A 17,737-nucleotide genomic window follows, 5' to 3' on the forward strand; every position below is an offset into this window, starting at 1 on the left:
CGTGTGCGGTGGTGCGGTCTACCGCTTGGCCGGAGTCGACTGCTCGTCACAGGCCGGCCAGAACCGCTCCGCGGTGATGTACAGCAGCTCCGAGGGCACACCGCGCGCTCCCGCGAGCCCACGCAGGATGACCTCCTGCTTGAGCTGCTCGGCCTCCGGGTCGTACCAGCAGCCCGTCAGGTGCTTGAGCCACGGCTCGATGCCCAGCGCGTACACGAAGATCTGCTGAGCGCCCAGCTGCTCCGCGATGCGGTCCGCGGGGGCTGCGAAGGAGCCCTTGAGGCCACGGTCCACGCTGTGCTCCCGGCTGATCGGCTCGTCGAGGAGCGGCCCGTAGAGCCAGCTCATCGGCGCCCCGACGCATTCCAGGCCGATGAACAGCGCGTCCACCGTGCCGATCTCCTCGGCGACGAGGTCGTAGATCGTGGGGTCCAGCGGTGAGGTGTCGGTGGCGAACATGAAGCCTCGGCCGCCCATGCGCACCATCGGGACCATCTTCGCCCGGATATCGAGCTCACCGTGCTCGCCGAGGAAGGGCAGCGCGGTGATGGTCGCCGGTCCGGTCTCCAGCACCTGCATGTCGGCGAGTTCGACCACGTTACGGAAGCCATAGTGCTCCAGCATCGCGCGCAGGCCGATGTCCGCCAGGCTGCCGCCGGAGGCCTGCGGGACGATGATGGTGCCGATCCGGCGGCGCAGCTGGAGCAGTGTCTCCAGGGAGAAGTGGTCGGAGTGGCCGTGGCTGAGGATGACGACGTCGATCGTCTCGGGCAGGTCGGCGATGCTGTAGTGCTGCTCGAAGCCGTCGTCGTAGCCGACGGTCGGGTCGGTCATGACCGTGAACCCGCCGAAGTCCAGCAGCACCGAGGCGTGGCCGAAGAACTGCATGCGGACGTCGCCGGTGAGGTTGGGCGCGTAGCAACGCGGCTCCTCCTCCGTGAACAGCCGGCGGAACCCGACGCGCTGCTCCTCGGTGAGGCCGAACCGGTCGGCGAGCTCCTCGACGTCAACCGGGTGCAGCCGTGCGGCGAACAGTTCGTCCAGCAGCTCGGACGCGAAGGGCACTTCCAGATCGGTACGGTCCGGGGCTCCGGGGAGTACCGGGGAGCTGTAGATGAAGGGCTGCTGCGGGTCGTGACGCTCCAGCAGTGAGACGACCTGGGCCTCGGGCTGGGTGGCCGGCGTCCGGTACAGAAGGCTCTCGAAGAAGCGCAGGCTCGGGTGGTTCGCCGTGTCGTACACGAGCTCGCTGGTGCCGCGCAGCGAGGCGGGCAGTTCGTTGTAGAGAGGGCTCAGGGCACGGCCGTCAGCGAACTTGGCGAGCATCGCGCGCATCGTCTCGATGTCCTCGGCCATCCGTATCCGAGGCTCACCGGTCTCCAGCGTTTGCTGGAGCAGATCCTCGACGTCCCGCGGGCCGGCGTGGCCCGGGTCGATGAACGGTGCGCCGAACATGGAAGGGTTGGCCAGAGCACGGGCGTGCTTTTCCGGGCCGTCCAAATAGGCGCGCAATGCGGGCAAATGCCTCTTGGTGAGATTCAATGCACCCGTGTGCGGTGCCGCCACATAGGGAACGGCATACCACCTGTGTATGAGCGGCTGCACGACGGTGGACGGGGAAAGATAAGCGCACATGCAGGCCTCCACGCTGCTGCCAGAGTACTGGTTCTTGACAGCTTGTTGCCAGGTCGAGCGAACAATTACACGCTATTACAAGGCGCCTTGGTCGAGCAAGGAATTCATACGCCGCTCAGGGTCGGATGATGACTGACACATCGAATCCGACCACTGTTGGCAATTTCGACGGACAGATCACGGTCTGCCAAGTCCGGCTCGAATCCCAGAATTCTACCCAGAAAGAGAAGTTCCATCGATGCCGCATTTATCACATTCTCCGGACAGGAGAATCCGTGCCCTTCGTCCTCATACGTGACCTGACACACCGGCACGTCGGCGCGGATCAGCGACCGGGCCAGACGTTCGGTCTGCTCCACCGGCACCACGCTGTCCCCTCGCCCGTGGAAGAGCAGGGCGGGAGTGCGCATGCGGGCCACGTTGTGCAGCGGGGACCTGGCCTCGTAGACGTCTCGCCGCTCGGGCCACGGGCCGATGAGCCCGTCAAGGTAGCGGGACTCCATCTTGTGCGTGCGCGCCGGAATCTCGGTGAGGTCGGTAACGCCGAAGTAGCTGATGACCGCGGTGAATTCGGAGGCTGCGACAGCAGTGGCTCCCAGGGCGGTAAGCCCGCCCGAACTCAGTCCGCGGATCGCGAGGCGTCCGGGATCGGCTGCGCCCAAGGACACCAGGTGCCGTGCGGCATTCACGCAGTCCGCGATGTCGGTGACGCCCCATTGCCCGCGGATGCGCTCACGGTAGGCACGCCCGTGACCGGAGCTGCCGCCGTAGTTCACCTCGACGACCGCCAACCCGCGGCTGGTCCAGTACTGGATCTGGTAGTTCAGAGCAGCGCTGGCGACGGTGGTGGGACCGCCGTGGCAGAACACGATGAGCGGAGGCGGGGTGCCGGCCGGGCCGGTGAAGTGGGGGTTGACCGGCGGGTAGTGGAAGGCGTGTGCCGTCAGCCCGCCCGTGGTGGGGAAGGCGAACGGCCGCGGGACGCTGATCCACTCGGCTCCGACGGGATCCGTGCGGCTCTCCCTGACCACCGTCGCGGCGCTACGGCCGTGCCCGGCGATGCGCACGACGGCGGGCGCCGTGCTGGTGGATCCCGCCACGGCCGCGATGCCGTCGGTCGAGACCGAGAGGACGTCGAGTACGTCGTACGGACCCGGGAGCGCCGAGGCGGAGCCCTCTGCGGGAATCCGCATCAGGGTGTCCTTGCCCCGTCGGCGGCATGCCGCGATCAGGGTTCCGTCGCCCAGAAATCCGTACGTCTGCAGGCCGATGGACCAGTCGGGGCGGCCGAACTCCGCGGCGATGGGCAGTTGCGGCACGTGCCGACCGTCGCTGTCCTCGGCGTAGAGGTTCCACCATCCGGTGCGGTCGCCCACGAAGTGCAGTCGGCCGTCGCGGCTGTACCGGGGCTGGGTTATCGATTCTTCGGGCGTTCCGGCGACCATCCGGTCCTCGGCGACCGCGCCCGACGCGTCCAGGCGGATCTCCCTCAGGACACTCTGGTCCCACGCCATGTGGGGATGGTCCCACGCGGTGAAAGCGATCCGGCCGCCGTCCGGGTGCAGGGCGGGAGCCCCGTAGAAGTCGTGGCCGCTCGACAGCACACGGACCCGTCCCGAACCGTCGGCGGGCACCACGACCAGGTCGTGCACGGTCTGCGAACCCAAGTCCCGCTCGCGGACGCAGTAGACCTGCTCGCCCCGGGGGCCGGGGACCGGGGCGCCGTAGCGGGTGGTCCGCCCGTCCGCCGCCGCGGCCAGCAGCAGGGCGTCACCACCGGGTTCGTACCGGTAGAGGCCCTGGTCGGCAGCGTTCACGAAGAAGACTGCAGCCCCGTGCACCGCGTAGGGCAGCGCCCCGTAGCCGTTCATGCCGGAGCGGACCGGATGACCGGGCGGCAGCGCCTGGTGCACCACGCCGTCGGGGTCCGCGTACACCAGCCGCGGGTCCGAAGGGGTCGACCGCGACGTCTCGACCCAGTAGGTGCGCTCCCCCGCGCAGCTCACGTATCCCAGGTCGCTCACCCCGTGGACCATGTCGTCCGCGGTGATCGCCGACCGCCATGTGCCGTACGCGGCAGCCGTTCGCCCCCGGTCTCCTCTGTGCACGGACATCAGGACGTGCCGTGGAAGTCGGCCAGGGCCTCGTACATCGAACGTCGGCCGACGCTCGCAAGTACCGGGTTCTTGACGTGGTAGTAGTGCTCGGCCATGAGCCCGAAGGCCAGGGCCCAGCCGCGTCCCCTGGCCCAGGTGTCGTCGTCCACCTCGGCCGCCTCGCGGAACAGTCCCCGCGTCTCGGCGGTGAACAGGTTCCAGGCGACCATCACGTCGACGGCGGGATCACCCACACCGAGCCCGCCGAAGTCGATGACGGCGGTCAGCCGGCCCTTGCTGGCCAGCATGTTCCCCGGAAGCAGGTCGCTGTGGATCCAGACCGGGTCACCCTGCCACTGCGGGAGCCGCAGGGCGGACTCCCACGCCTCCGTGGCCGCATCCGCGTTCACGGTGCCGTCGGCACCCAAGTCGCGGATCGCCGCACGGACATCGGTGTCACGGGTGGCGACCGGGCCGCCGCGGAAAGAGGTCGGCCCGCCCGTGGCGTCGACCTTGCGCAGGGCGGCGACGAAGCGGCCCAGCTCCGCGGCCGCGTCGGCGAGTTCGGTGACGGGCTCGTCGAAAAGGTTGGCTCCCTCGAGCCACCCGTACACGGACCAGGGCAGGTCGAAACCCTCACCCGGTACACCCAGGCCGAGAGGCACCGGAACGGCGATCGGCAGGTGCGGGCCCAGGTGGGGCAGCCAGCGCTGCTCCTTGTCGACCTGTCGGGCCGCCCCCGGAATGCGCGGCAGCCGCACGGCCATGTCGTCACCCAGCCGGTACATGGCGTTGTCGGTGCCGGCGGAGGCCACCTTGGAAACGGGAAGGTGAGCCCACTGCGGGAACTGAGCTGCGATCAGCCGTCCTACAAGCGGCTCATCGATGTCGATCTCGTCGGCGTGCATCTTCGTAGTGGACAAGGCGATCCCCCTCTGTGTGGAGCGCTCCTGCGGGACCTGCCGCGTTGTTCTTGGAACGCAGACTCTCCGTGGCCGAAGGTGAGTTGCACCCTCTGCCTGCACAAGCGCTTCGTCCGGCACGCTACCGGCGGCCGTGACCGAAAATCAACAGGTGAAGTGGCACGTCAGGACGACTGCCCGTACTCCAAGAAGTGTTCCTCGGCGAACAGTTCGGGCCACTTGTCGCCGCCGAGCCCGAGCTCCCGACCCCGCTGGAGCATGTGCCGCCAATAGGGCTTGACCGGTGGCCAGAGGGTGCCCGTCTGGCAGTACGAGACATCCAGGAAGTAGCGGTTCTTGCCCACGCCGTCAGGCCGGGCGCGGCGGGTGTGGAACAGCGCCGAGTGCAACAGGACCATGGATCCGGGCGGCAGTTCACCGAAGACCACCTCGCCCGGCAGAACGTCTTCCGCCAGGTGTGCCCGGCTCAGCTTTCCCGCCACCTCCTTGTGCGATCCGGGCAGAACCACAAGGGCGGAGGTCTCCTCGTCGAGCCCGTCAAGGTAGTGGAGGGCGTGGACCATCGCGAACTTCCGCTCACCCTGCGGACTCTGCTCGTAGTCGTGATGCCAGGCCTTACCGGGCACTTCGGGCGCCTGCCGGTCACTGTGCATGTGATGGAACACGAAAGACGGCCCCATCACCTGGGCCAGGATGTCCATCAGCGGCGGATATGCGAGGAGTTCACCGTGAGCGCCCATCTCGAACTCCAGCAGGTCCGGCACTCCATTGACCTCCGGATCGACGGCGCACGCGATGGACTGTGCACGCAGCCCTGCGTCAACCCACTTATCCGTCTCCAGTCTGAGCTGGCGGACAAGGTTATCGGGAAGGAAACTCGGAAATACCAGGAATCCACGCTCCACGAAGTTGCGCAGGTCGCTCTCGGGCAGCACCGGCTGCGCCGCGCACAACTCCCGTTGATTTTCGAGTGTGGAGGAGGATATGGACGTCAAGAGTACTCACTCCGCTTCGCGCATCTTGGGATCGCCAGACTCTGACACAACGTTTCGGAGTCTGGCAAGGCTTCTCGACGTTGTCGATCAAGTTTCCCCATAGCCCTGACCGGGGCTAACTCTCCTGCGATGAGGCGGTGTTCAATTGACGCACGGTTCCGACAGAAAAGATGGATCAAGGTGAATTTTCGGCGGCAAAGCGTCGGAAGCCTCCTTACCGGCACGGAACAGACGTCCGATTGCCGGACAGGAATGGGCTACACATTGAACCTCGCAGGGCGTCACGGTCGTTGCTCAAGCGAATTCGGAGGAATTTATTCCGGTTGCACCGTACGGGCCGACCGGCCTCGCGAGGCGATCTGTGGAGCCGACGGCCGCCAGATCAAGCCATCTTGCTTTGTCTCAGAACCGCTGTTCGAGTCCCTCTGTCAGGTTAGACATCAGTGATCGGAGCAACCATGCCGACAGCACCCACTCCCACGACGAACTGGGCGGGCAACGTCACATTCGGCACCTCACGCATCCACCGTCCACGCTCCGTCGATGAACTCCGCCGCCTGGTGGCCGGCAGTCGGCACATCCGGGCGCTGGGCAGCGGACACTCCTTCAGTCGCATCGCGGACACGACTGGCGAGTTGGTGCTGCTGGACGGTCTGCCGCGGCGCATGGAACTGGACCCTGTGGCCGGCACCGTCACGGTCGCGGCCGGGATGAAGTACGCCCACGTGGTCGAGGGGCTGCATCAGGCGGGCTTCGCCCTGCCGAACATGGCCTCACTGCCACACATCTCCGTCGCCGGCTCCGTCGCCACCGGCACTCACGGCTCCGGCGACACCCTTCGGAGCCTCGCCGCCACGGTCCAGGCGATGGAGTTCGTGGGCCCGGAAGGCGATGTCTTCGAGGTGCGGCGAGACGCCGATGGGGAGCGCTTCGCAGGTTCGGTCATATCGCTCGGCGCACTGGGGGTTGTAACGAAACTCACCCTGGGGATCGAATCCGCATACAAGATGACCCAGCGGGTGCGGGTCGGAGTGGGGCTCGACGAGGCCGCCGAACGACTGGACGACGTGTTCGGCGCGGCCTACAGCGTCAGCCTGTTCACGGATTGGCTCGACGGCGAGTGTCATGTGTACCTCAAGGATCGCACCGACCGTCCCATCTCCTCCTGGGCGGGTGGCCGGGAGGCGGCAGAGCCGGTTCACCCCTGCCCCGGCATGCCCACGGACTTCTGCACCGAACAGCTCGGAGTCGCCGGGTGGTGGCACGAGCGGCTGCCCCATTTCAAGGCGGAGTTCATTCCGGGCGCGGGGGAGGAGCTGCAGTCCGAGTACTTCGTACCGCGTGCGGCAGCTCGGGCGGCCTTTGAGGCGCTCGGCCGCATCGGTTCGGTGATCGCGCCGGTCATCCACATTTCGGAGGTGCGCAGCGTTCGCGGGGACGATCTGTGGCTCAGCCCCGCGTACGGGCAGGACAGCATCACCTTTCACTTCACCTGGATCAACTCCGAGACGGAGATACGTCCGGCCATGGCGGCAGTCGAGGAGGCCCTGATGCCGCTCGGGGCCCGCCCTCACTGGGGGAAGCTGACCGCCTCCGCCCCCGCGCAGGTCGTCGGACGCTACGACCGCGCCGGCCACTTCGCCCGACTGATGGCCGAGTGCGATCCCGCCCGGAAATTCGCCAACTCCTATGTGGACGCCCTGTTCCCGATTCGATGAGCCACGTGCGGGTGCCGCCGCCCTCTGCGCAGCGGCACCCGCGCCGCGGGCCGTCAGATCCTGTTCCCCGCGCGCACCGTCCTGCCGGTGGGGGTGACCAGATCATCCACGAGAGCGAAGCTGTAGCCGCGCGCCAGCAGACCCTCGATGATCATCGGCAGCGCGGCGACGGTTTGCGAGCGGTCGCCGCCGCCGTCGTGGAGGAGAATGATGGATCCGGGACGCGTCTGCTCAAGCACCGTACGGGCGATGACGCCCGCGCCGGGCATCGACCAATCGGACGGGTCCACGTCCCACAACACGATCGTCGAGTCCAGATCTCCGAGCCAGCGCGTCACGTCCGGAGTCCGTGATCCGTACGGCGGCCGGAACAGCGTCGGCGCAGCCCCCCCGCCGGCCTGCGCGATGGTGTCGCCGGTGCGGGTGATCTGCTCTTCCAGTTGCTTGCGGGAGAGCTCCGGCAGAAAGGGATGCGACCAGGTGTGATTGCCCAGTCCGTGCCCCTGGTCCCGCATCCGTGAGATTTCCTCGGCCTGGCCACCGGCATTCAGCCCTATGCAGAAGAACGTCGCCGGTATGCCGTACTGCTCGAGCACGTCCATGATCTGCCCGGTGTAGGGCGGGTTGGGGCCGTCGTCGAAGGTGAGTGCAACTTCCAGCCGGTCCCGCGTGCCAGCTCCCAGACAACGGCCTGCCCCGGTAAGGGCGTCGATGGCCAGGGTGCTCGCTGCGATGCCGGCTTCGAGGTCGTCCTCCCGGCCGGTCTGCGTGCCCCGGTCACGTTCCAGGAGAGTAAGGGCGGACAGGTCCCGCTGCGCCGCCCGGGCGAGGTCGGCAGCCTCGACCGAGCCGAAGAGCGGGCGTTCGGGTAGTACGTGGGGATCCGCTCGGTACACGGCAAGTCCGGCTGCCATCATGCGGCCGTCGAGAAGGCCGTTCGTGCTGTCCACCACGTGGGCGGCCTTCCCGCCGAGGTCCCGCAGATAGACGATCATCGCGTCCGTCTCGCTCACACTGAAGCGGGCGGGTGCCGCCGCGTGGTTCCCCTCGTGATCCAGCACCTCGACTTCGTAACCGGTGGCTCCCCAGGAAACTCCGGAGTACAGCATCAAATCTCGTCCTTTCTGGCGGACAGCCGCCAAGGAGCTGCGAGAGACGACCCCCTTCCGACCGAGACCGGCCAGCCGCCTCAAGGTCCCGTGGGATCGTCGCGGGACCGCCGCGGGACCGCCGCAGATTCGGCCGCGATCTTGACACACCGCCCCCGCTGCGGCAACCAATCACGTGCATACCTCAACGAGTTGGAATGGGGCTGAGCGCCGGCGAACCGGAGCCCGATCGAGAATCTACGGTCGCTGCCGGGACTCGGGATCGTCGATGTGATACCGGACGCTGAACCAACATGTCGGCTTCATAGCCGGATCTGGATCGCGCCGGCCGTCGCCCGTCACGGGGCTCAATACGTCACCCGGGGCGTCGAGCGCACCTGCCGACGCACATGGCGGCCTGCCGGTCCCCGGTCTCCTGCGTAAGTCGTGGGATCGGGCCATCAGGAGGCTCGGGCTGCCCGAATGCAATCCACACGACTTGCGGCACGAACGGACCACCGTGACCTTGACGAGCGGCGTATCCGTCCACGAGTGTCTCGTCGGCTCGGGCATCGCTCGGTCAAGGTCACGGTGGACAAGTACGGCCACCTCACGCAGGACGGCCGGGAACGCTGCCGTCAGGTCGTCGGGACGTCAGGACGGCCGTGGGGCCGCACATGCTCACACCAGCCCGAGCGCCTTCAGCACGCGGCGCTGACTCGCTGTCGGTGCGGCGGGCCAGTACACGTAACAGACGCCGCCCGTACCGCTCCTGACCTTGCCGGTGGCGTCGTAGCGCTTCGTGCGGAGCCAGATGTTTTCCCACTCACGCCGGCGGTAGACGCGGCGCACGGCGTCGTTGTCCGGCGACGCGGGGTCGTTGGCGATCACGTCGCCGTCGGCCGTGAAGCCGATGACGGTCATCAGGTGGCCGGAGGTCCCGTAGCCCGCCCCGGTCAGCTCCTCCTTGAGGAAGGACTGCGACGTGATGACCGGAATGCCCGCGCCGACCAGCTTCTCCAGGTCCGCCAGCGACCCGAGCCGGGTGACGACCGCGCTCATGTCCTTGTACGTGGCGGCGTAGGCGGCGTTGAAGGGCCAGTTGCCGCAGCCCTCGTACTGGTAGTCGAAGGTGTAGCGGGCCGCGTGGCAGACCTGCGGGTCGGCGATGCCCGGCTTGACCCAGGCGAGGTCCTCCGCTGTCGGCCCGCGCCCCCAGTACTCGATGATCATCTGCGAGGAGGTGGGGCTGCACCAGGCCTCGCCCCCGTTGTCGTACTCGGGGTACTCGCCCACGTGCACGTTCTGCGAGTAGCGGGGCACCGCCAGCTCGCGGGCGAGCGCGGGGGCGCTTGCCGGCACGGTGAAGCGGTCCGGGACGTCCGAGGCCATCGCGCCGACACGGTGGACCGTGGGCGTGAGGCGGCTGCCCGGGGTCCGGTGGAGGGTGAGCCGCAGCCGGTACGAGACGAGTCGCAGCCCGCTCGCCGCGTCGTCCACCGAGAACGTGTCGGTCCAGACGCTGCTCCTGCCGTCGCTCTGGTCGTCGACGGAGGTCCGGCGGATGTCGGCGTCCCCCGACGCCCAGCGGCCCATCACGTACCAGGGGGTGTCCGTACCGTCCGCGTAGCTGCCCCGCAGTTCGATCTGGATCCAGGTGCCCGCCGGCGTCCGGGCGTTCCAGGAGGCGATCACCTCGGTGGCCGGGACGGCGGAGCGGTGGACCGGCGAGGTCCAGGTGGCGTACTCCCAGCTGGTCGTCGTGCCGGTGTGCGGATCGGTGTAGTCGGTGGTTCCGGCGGGGGTGGAGAACACCAGGCCGGGCCGGGACCCGGCGACGGCGCGGGTCCCCACGGCGGAACCGCAGCGCCAGTCGGTGTACGTGCTCCAGAAGCGGTTGTCCACGAGCGAGGCCGCCGCCGGGGAAGGTGAGGAGGGGGAAGGTGAGGAGGGGGTGGCCGTCGCGGGGCCGGCGGAGGCCACCGTGCCCGCCCCGGCCGCGGCCGCGAGTGCGGCGGTGAGTACGGTCCTGCGTGAAGTCGGTCTGGTCATGGGCGAGACCCCCGGTCGTGAGGCGGATTGGGGCTGCGGGTGCCGATCGGTGCGCCAACTATCGCGGGTCCGGGACGGATCCGGCCAGCGATTCGGCCTGTGCCGCCGGACCAATATTGGTCTGGTCCACTGACGTGACCTGCGGCTGCCCGGGACCCGATCCCGGCGTCTCGTAGGGTGGGGGCATGAATGACCTGGCGGACCGCGCCCGCCGCCTGCGCAGCCTGCCCTCGTCCTGCGGGCCGGTGCGGCTGATCGCGGTCGACGGTCACGCCGGGTCCGGCAAGACCACCTTCGCGGGGCGGCTGGCCTCGGCACTCGGCGGCGCCCCGGTGCTGCATCTGGACGACCTGGCCACCCACGAGGAGCTCTTCGCCTGGGCGGACCGGATCCGGGCGCAGGTGCTGGATCCGCTGTCACGCGGCGAGCCCGCACGCTATACCCCGTACGACTGGACGGCACGGCGCTTCGGGCCGGCCCGGACGCTGGAACCCGCCCCCGTGATGCTGATCGAGGGCGTGGGGGCGGGCCGCGCCGCGGTGCGGCCGTTCCTCGCGGGGCTGCTGTGGCTGGAGTTGGAGCGTGCGAGGTCCTGGGAGCGGGGCCGGCACCGCGACGGACCCGGGCTCACGGAGTTCTGGGACGGGTGGACCGTCGCGGAGCAGCGGCATTTCGCCGACGACCCCTCGTATCCGTTCGCGGACGCGGTGATACGGCAGGTGCCTGAGGGGTACGTGTGGCTGGAAGGGCCTCGTGTGACAGCGGGAACGAATCGTTTCCTCACGCAGGGTGAAGACTGAGGGGAGCCCTCCGGGGTCTTCCGAAATCCCTCCGGAACCGCCTCAACTCGGCTTGACCGAGGGGCCTTACAGGTCCTACGTTCAATGTGCGGCTTTTCGGAGCCCCCGTAGACGCGAAGCCCCCGGTTGTTCCCCCGTGACCGGGGGCTTCGTTCTGCCCCCACACCCCCTCCCCCACCTCCGGCGAACGGCTTCCGCTCACCCTCGGTCACGACTGCCGAAGCGCCGGTATCGCCCTTAACCGCCCGCTCCCCGCGCAGGTACGATGCAGCCGGTGCGGTCAATTCCCGCCCCCGGAACAGTGATTCAACGCGCTCCGATGGGCATGCTGTGCGGGCGGGACATTCTGGGGGCACGGTTTGTGGGGGACCTGATGGACATCGGCACGCAGGGCACACAGGCCCCGGCCGACCTTGCCTGGCTGCGCGGCGTGGACGCCTACACGATGGGCGCGTACCCGCAGGCCGAAGAGGAATTCAGAACCGCGGTGCGCTTCGATCCGGGGATGGCGGACGGCTGGCTGGGCCTCCACGCGCTGCGGATCGAAACCACCACGGCGCTCTTACGCATGTACCGCCATCGCGACCGCTTCGGTGAACAGCGCAACCGCCATCGCCGTACCCTCAACTCCTGGTACTGGCTGGGCTGGTGGGTGCAGCCGGTGCTGGAGAGCCCGCGCGATCTGCTCCTCGCGCACGCCTCGCACTGGCTGGACGGCCGCCATGTGCCGGAGCTGGACCGGGCGCTGGCGGGTCTTCCGCCGGTCGACGCCGATCCGCAGGTGCGCTTCCTGCACGCCTGCCGCTCCTATCTGGTCAAGGACTGGGAACAGCTCGTCCGCACCACGGAACAGCTCGTCGACGATCCGCTGCTCGGCATCGAGGCGGGGCTCTTCGGCGGCATGGCCCGGGTGCGCCTGGAGATGTACGGGCAGGCCGAGCCGCTGCTGTCCGCCTCCCTGATGCGATGTCGCAGCGAGCAGCCGCAGCGCAAGGAGCTGCGCTACTGGCTGGCGCGGGCGCATGAGGGCACCGGCCGCAGCGCGGCGGCCCTGCCGCTGTACCGGGCGGTGCACCGCGTCGACCCGGCCTTCATGGACACGTCGGCCCGGCTCGCCGCGATCTCGGAGGGCGACGGTTACGACGAGGCGGCCGACCTGGCCGCGGTGTCCCTGGCGGGCTTCGGTTCGGACGGTACGGGCATGGAGACCCAGCCGGACGGAGACTCGCTGCTGGGTACGGACCTGGTGGACGGCCGTGAGCCCTGGCCGGGCAGGGACGCCCAGGTCATGCCGGGAGCCGTCGTGCCGCCGCCCCGCACCAACGGGGTGCGGGAGAAACCGGCTCCGCCGGCGCCCGCGCCGTTCCCGGCCGGGCCGAGCGATCCCGCCCTGCTTGCCGAGGCGTTGGCCCAGCTGGAGCGGATGGTCGGGCTCGAACCCGTGAAACGCCAGGTCAAGGCCCTTTCCGCGCAGCTGAACATGGCACGGCTGCGGGCCGAGCAGGATCTGCCGGTGCAGCCGCCGAAGCGTCATTTCGTCTTCTCCGGCCCTTCCGGGACGGGCAAGACCACGGTCGCCCGTATCCTCGGCCGGGTCTTCTACGCACTCGGGCTGCTCGGCGGCGACCATCTCGTGGAGGCCCAGCGCTCCGACCTCGTCGGTGAGTTCCTCGGCCAGACCGCGGTGAAGGCCAACGAGCTGATCGATTCGGCGCTCGGCGGGGTGCTCTTCGTCGACGAGGCGTACAGCCTCTCCAACACCGGTTACAGCAAGGGCGACGCGTACGGGGACGAGGCCCTCCAGGTCCTCCTGAAGCGGGCCGAGGACAACAGGGACCATCTCGTCGTCATACTCGCGGGGTACCCGGAGGGCATGGACCGTCTGCTCTCCACCAATCCGGGGCTGTCCTCCCGTTTCACCACCCGGGTCGACTTCCCCAGCTACCGCCCGCTGGAACTGACCGCGATCGGCGGGGTGCTGGCCGCCGAGAACGGCGACGTGTGGGACGAGGAGTCCCTGGACGAGCTGCGCAGCATCAGCGGGCACGTGGTCGACCAGAGCTGGATCGACGAGCTGGGCAACGGCCGTTTCATCCGCACGCTGTACGAGAAGAGCTGCGCCTACCGTGATCTGCGGCTCTCCGGCTACACCGCCGAGCCGACCCGGGACGACCTGGCCACCCTGCGCCTGCCGGACCTGATGCAGGCGTACGGCGAGGTGCTGTCGGGGCGGGGGCCGGTGGACCGGGGGAAGCAGGAACCGGGGGCGCTGTGACAGTGCGGAGTTCCGGCGGTGCGGCGGCGGTGCGCGGTTCCGGCCGCCGGGCGGGCTCTTCCGTGCCCGCCCGGCGCCGGTTCATCCCGTCCTGAGGCGGGTCACCGGGTCAGCCCCATGGGGGCCATGACCTTCGGCACCTCCACGGTGCGGCGGGGCACCGCGACCCGGTGCGCCGGGTCCCTGACCTCACCGACGAGCGTCTCCAGGACGTCCTCCATGGCGACCAGTCCGAGCACCTTGCCGGAGGCGTCGGCGACCTGCGCCAGGTGCGTCGCCGCACGGCGCATCACGGTCAGGGCGTCGTCCAGCGGGAGTTCCGCCCGCAGGGTCGCCATCGGACGCCAGACCTGCTGCGGGACGGCCCGCTCGCCGTCCTCCAGCTCCAGGACGTCCTTGACGTGCAGATAGCCCATGAACGGACCGCCGCCCTCCGCGCAGACGGGGAAGCGGGAGTAGCCGGTCCGCACGGTCAGCTCCTCGATCATGCGCGGGGTGACGGACGGGTCCACCGTCACCAGCGACGCCCGGTCGAGCAGCACGTCGGTGACGGGCCTGCTGCCCAGCTCCAGCGCGTCCCCCAGCCGCTCCCGCGCCTCCGGTTCCAGGAGTCCGGCCTGTCCGGAGTCCTCCACCAGCCGGTTGAGCTGCTCACTGGTGAAGACGGCCTCGACCTCGTCCTTCGGCTCGACCTTGAAGAGCCGCAGCACGAGCCGCGCGCAGGTTCCGAGCGCCGAGGTGACCGGCCTGCAGAGCCGCGCGAAGCCGACCAGGCCGGGGCTGAGCCACAGCGCGGTCTTCTCCGGAGCGGCCATGGCCAGGTTCTTCGGGACCATCTCGCCGATGACGAGGTGGAGGACGACCACGGAGACGAGTGCCAGGGCGAAGCCCAGCGGGTGGATGAGCCCCTCGGGCACGTGTATCGCGTGGAAGACCGGCTCCAGGAGACGGGCCACGGTCGGCTCGGCGACGGCGCCGAGGGTGAGCGAGCAGACGGTGATGCCGAACTGCGCGGCGGCCATCATCTGCGGCAGGTTCTCCAGGCCGTGGAGCACCTGCCCGGCCCGTTTCGACCCGCTCGCCGCGAGGGGCTCGATCTGGCTGCGCCGTACGGAGACGAGCGCGAACTCGGCACCGACGAAGAAGCCGTTCGCCAGCACGAGGACTCCGGCGAAGAGCAGTTGCACAAGGCTCATCGCACGGCCTCCAGCAGACCTCGGGCGGCCTGCTCCGCCGTCGGTTCCGCGACGTCCGTCAGCCGGACGAAGCGGACCTGCTCGGCGCGGTAGTGCCCGACCTGGCGGACGGAGATCCGCCAGCCGGGCAGTTCGGCGCGGTCACCCGGGGCGGGGATGCGTCCCAGCAGGTCGGCGACCAGTCCCGCCACGGTCTCGTACGGCCCTTCGGGCACGTCGAGACCTATCCGGAGCAGGGTCAGGACCCGGCAGCTGCCTTCCACGTCCCAGCCGGGACGTCCGTCGTCGGCGACGACCGACGTCAGCTCGGGACGGTCGGAGCCCTCGGCGTCGTGCTCGTCCCGCACCTCGCCCACGAGCTCCTCGATGATGTCCTCGAGGGTGACGACACCGGCGGTGCCGCCGTACTCGTCGACCACGACGGCGATCGGCTGGTCGCGGCGCAGCTGACGGAGCAGCTGCTCTACGGGCAGGCTCTCGGGCACGAGGAGCGGCGGTACGGCGATCCGTCCCACCGAGGTGCGCATCCGGTCCTGCGCGGGTACGGCGAGGGCGTCCTTGAGGTAGACCATGCCGACGACCTCGTCGATGCGGTCCCGGTAGACGGGGAAGCGGGAGAGGCCGGTGGCCCGGGTGAGGTTGAGGACGTCCGCCGCCGTCGCCGACGACTGCAGTGCGCTGACCTTCACCCGCGGGGTCATGACGTGCTGCGCGCTCAGTCCGGCCAGGGACAGGGTCCGTACGAAGAGGTCCGCGGTGTCCTGTTCGAGGGTGCCGGCCTCGGCGGAGTGCCGGGCGAGGGAGACCAGTTCGCCCGGGGTCCGGGCGGAGGCCAGTTCATCGGTGGGTTCGACGCCCAGCAGCCGCACCAGACGGTTGGCGAAGGTGTTCAGTGCGGTGATCACCGGGCGCAGGAGGGTGGAGAAGCGGTGCTGGGGTCCGGCGACGAACCGGGCGACCTGGAGCGGCCGGGAGACCGCCCAGTTCTTCGGTACGAGCTCGCCGATCACCATCTGGACGGCGGAGGCGAGCAGCATGCCGATCACGACGCTCACCCCGGAAACGGCCCCTTCGGGCAGTCCGGTGGCGGTGAGGGGGCCGGCGAGCAGCTGGGCGAGTGCCGGTTCGGCGAGCATGCCGACGACCAGCGAGGTGATGGTGATGCCGAGCTGGGTGCCGGAGAGCTGGAAGGAGAGTTCGCGCAGGGCCGCGACGACGGTGCGGGCCCGGCGGTCACCTTCGGCGGCGGCGCGTTCGGCGTCCGGCCGGTCCACCGTGACGAGCCCGAATTCGGCTGCCACGAAGAATCCGTTGGCGAGGATGAGAAGGAATGCCGCGCTGAGCAGCAACAGGGGGGTGGTCATGCCGCCGCCTCCGGGGAGAGGGCGGCGCAGGTACTACCGGACGATCCGTCCATTGCTGGAGGGAGTCACTCCTTGGGTCGCAGGAATGCCCCGCGGGCCTCGTGGACCTCTCGTGCGGGGCGGGGCGCGCATGGCGCCTCCGCCCTACAGAGTAATCAAGAAGGGGCCTCGCGGGGCAGAGGGCTCAGCCGTTCTCCGCGGTCTCGTCCACTCCACTGCCGTGGAATTCGGCGAGTGCGCGGAGCGTACGGGCGTCGCGGATGGCCTGCTCCCTGGCGATTCCGGGCTGGATACCGAGCGCGGGGTGGCTCGTTCCGTCGCTGAGGTCGAGGAATACCCACGGGTCACCGGCCCGCAGGTTGACGCGCACGATCTCCGCCCAGGCCAGCCGTCGGGTCCGGGTGATGTTGACCACGGTGATCCCGGTGCTGTCGGCGACGATCCTGGGCCTGCTGAGCAGGGCGAGGACGCCGAGGAAGAGCAGCGCGACGAAGACGAAGCTGGTCCGCTCCCCCGGGCTCAGGTGGTCCAGGATCATCGCGATCGCGGTGATGACGACGAACATCATCGCTCCCGCGGACAGCAGGACCACCCGGGTACGGGTGGGCCGGAAGGTGGCCGGGAGGTCGGTCGGCCTAGGCGCGGGGGCGGACATGATGCGCTGTCGTCCTTGTCCTTGGGCGTTCTCTGGTGCCGGGGTGCCGGGGTGCCGGGGTCTCGGGAGCCCGTCGTCAGAGGCGGCAGGCGTGGATGGCCGTCGTGAGGATGGCGCGGGCCCCGAGCTCGTACAGGTCGTCCATGATCCGCTGGGCCTCCTTGGCGGCGACCATGGAGCGGACGGCCACCCAGCCCTCGTGGTGCAGCGGGGAGATGGTCGGCGACTCCAGGCCCGGGGTGAGGGCCACGGCGCGCTCCAGGTGCTCGACGCGGCAGTCGTAGTCCATCATCACGTAGCTGCGGGCCACCAGGACGCCCTGCAGCCGACGCAGGAACTGCTGCACCTTGGGCTCGTCGCCGGGGGCGCCCTTGCGGCGGATCACGACGGCTTCCGACGTCATGATCGGTTCGCCGATGACTTCGAGGCCGGCGTTGCGCATGCTGGTGCCGGTCTCGACCACGTCCGCGATGACCTCGGCGACGCCGAGCTCGATGGCGGTCTCGACGGCGCCGTCGAGGTGGACGACGGAGGCGTTGACGCCGATGTCGGCGAGGTGCTTGGCGACGATGCCCTCGTAGGACGTGGCGATCGTCATGCCGTCGAAGTCCTGCGGGCCGGTGGCCGTGCCGGGCTTGGTGGCGTAGCGGAAGGTCGAACGGGCGAAGCCGAGCTGAAGGATCTCCTCGGCCTCCGCACCGGAGTCGAGCAGCAGGTCGCGGCCGGTGATGCCGATGTCCAGCCGGCCGGAACTGACGTAGATCGCGATGTCACGCGGCCGCAGGTAGAAGAACTCGACCTCGTTCGTCGGGTCGACGAGGACGAGCTCCTTGGACTCCTTGCGCTGCCGGTAGCCCGCCTCATGGAGCATCGCCATCGCAGGCCCGGAGATTGCACCCTTGTTGGGGACGGCGATGCGCAGCATGAGGTCAGGTTTCCT

General features: G+C 69.1%; 13 protein-coding genes. 3 read left to right on the forward strand and 10 right to left on the reverse strand.

Annotated features, from left to right (window positions below; translation table 11 throughout):
- Positions 1-18 precede the first annotated feature (18 nt).
- The 4 genes from OG524_RS05710 to OG524_RS05725 all read right to left on the reverse strand — a co-directional run bounded on the left by OG524_RS05710 (position 19) and on the right by OG524_RS05725 (position 5,589).
- Entirely contained in the window at positions 19-1,635 is a 1,617-nt protein-coding gene (locus tag OG524_RS05710) for an MBL fold metallo-hydrolase (RefSeq protein WP_405392025.1), read from the reverse strand.
- Between the two features lie 104 nt (positions 1,636-1,739).
- Positions 1,740-3,749, reverse strand: coding sequence for a S9 family peptidase (locus OG524_RS05715; RefSeq protein WP_405392024.1), 2,010 nt, complete (start codon positions 3,747-3,749; stop codon positions 1,740-1,742).
- Complete coding sequence (locus tag OG524_RS05720; protein WP_405393311.1) at positions 3,749-4,639, reverse strand: aminoglycoside phosphotransferase family protein; 891 nt, start codon at positions 4,637-4,639, stop codon at positions 3,749-3,751. The genes OG524_RS05715 and OG524_RS05720 overlap by 1 nt, the downstream gene beginning before the upstream one ends.
- Before the next feature lie 179 nt (positions 4,640-4,818).
- Positions 4,819-5,589, reverse strand: a complete 771-nt coding sequence (locus OG524_RS05725) for a phytanoyl-CoA dioxygenase family protein (RefSeq protein WP_405392023.1) — start codon at positions 5,587-5,589, stop codon at positions 4,819-4,821.
- Between the two features lie 518 nt (positions 5,590-6,107).
- On the opposite strand from OG524_RS05725, the gene OG524_RS05730 reads away from it, so the two are divergent.
- Positions 6,108-7,367, forward strand: a complete 1,260-nt coding sequence (locus OG524_RS05730) for an FAD-binding protein (RefSeq protein WP_405809340.1) — start codon at positions 6,108-6,110, stop codon at positions 7,365-7,367.
- Positions 7,368-7,420: 53 nt separating this feature from the next.
- On the opposite strand, the gene OG524_RS05735 is transcribed toward OG524_RS05730, so the two are convergent.
- Both OG524_RS05735 and OG524_RS05740 read right to left on the reverse strand, forming a co-directional pair.
- Positions 7,421-8,509, reverse strand: a complete 1,089-nt coding sequence (locus tag OG524_RS05735) for a polysaccharide deacetylase family protein (RefSeq protein ID WP_405809342.1) — start codon at positions 8,507-8,509, stop codon at positions 7,421-7,423.
- 627 nt (positions 8,510-9,136) lie between these two features.
- On the reverse strand, positions 9,137-10,507 hold the full coding sequence (locus OG524_RS05740) for a peptidase C39 family protein (protein WP_405809343.1): 1,371 nt from the start codon (positions 10,505-10,507) through the stop codon (positions 9,137-9,139).
- 185 nt (positions 10,508-10,692) lie between these two features.
- Between OG524_RS05740 and OG524_RS05745 the strand changes: the two genes are divergently transcribed.
- Both OG524_RS05745 and OG524_RS05750 read left to right on the forward strand, forming a co-directional pair.
- Complete coding sequence (locus OG524_RS05745; RefSeq protein WP_405809345.1) at positions 10,693-11,307, forward strand: uridine kinase; 615 nt, start codon at positions 10,693-10,695, stop codon at positions 11,305-11,307.
- A 373-nt stretch (positions 11,308-11,680) separates the two neighbouring features.
- Positions 11,681-13,582, forward strand: coding sequence for an AAA family ATPase (locus OG524_RS05750; RefSeq protein ID WP_405392018.1), 1,902 nt, complete (start codon positions 11,681-11,683; stop codon positions 13,580-13,582).
- Between the two features lie 101 nt (positions 13,583-13,683).
- Here OG524_RS05750 and OG524_RS05755 read toward each other — a convergent pair whose 3' ends face one another.
- From OG524_RS05755 to hisG, 4 genes are all read right to left on the reverse strand, one after another.
- A complete protein-coding gene (locus OG524_RS05755; protein WP_405392017.1) occupies positions 13,684-14,778 on the reverse strand; it encodes a hemolysin family protein in 1,095 nt (364 codons plus the stop codon).
- Positions 14,775-16,142 (reverse strand): hemolysin family protein, encoded by a 1,368-nt coding sequence (locus OG524_RS05760; RefSeq protein WP_405392016.1) that lies wholly within the window; start codon positions 16,140-16,142, stop codon positions 14,775-14,777. The genes OG524_RS05755 and OG524_RS05760 overlap by 4 nt, the downstream gene beginning before the upstream one ends.
- A 184-nt stretch (positions 16,143-16,326) precedes the next feature.
- Entirely contained in the window at positions 16,327-16,797 is a 471-nt protein-coding gene (locus tag OG524_RS05765; RefSeq protein WP_405392015.1) for a PH domain-containing protein, read from the reverse strand.
- Between the two features lie 76 nt (positions 16,798-16,873).
- A complete protein-coding gene (gene hisG / locus OG524_RS05770) occupies positions 16,874-17,722 on the reverse strand; it encodes an ATP phosphoribosyltransferase (protein ID WP_405392014.1) in 849 nt (282 codons plus the stop codon).
- Positions 17,723-17,737 lie beyond the last annotated feature (15 nt).

This window comes from Streptomyces sp. NBC_01520, from assembly GCF_045040375.1.
Classification (GTDB): domain Bacteria; phylum Actinomycetota; class Actinomycetes; order Streptomycetales; family Streptomycetaceae; genus Streptomyces.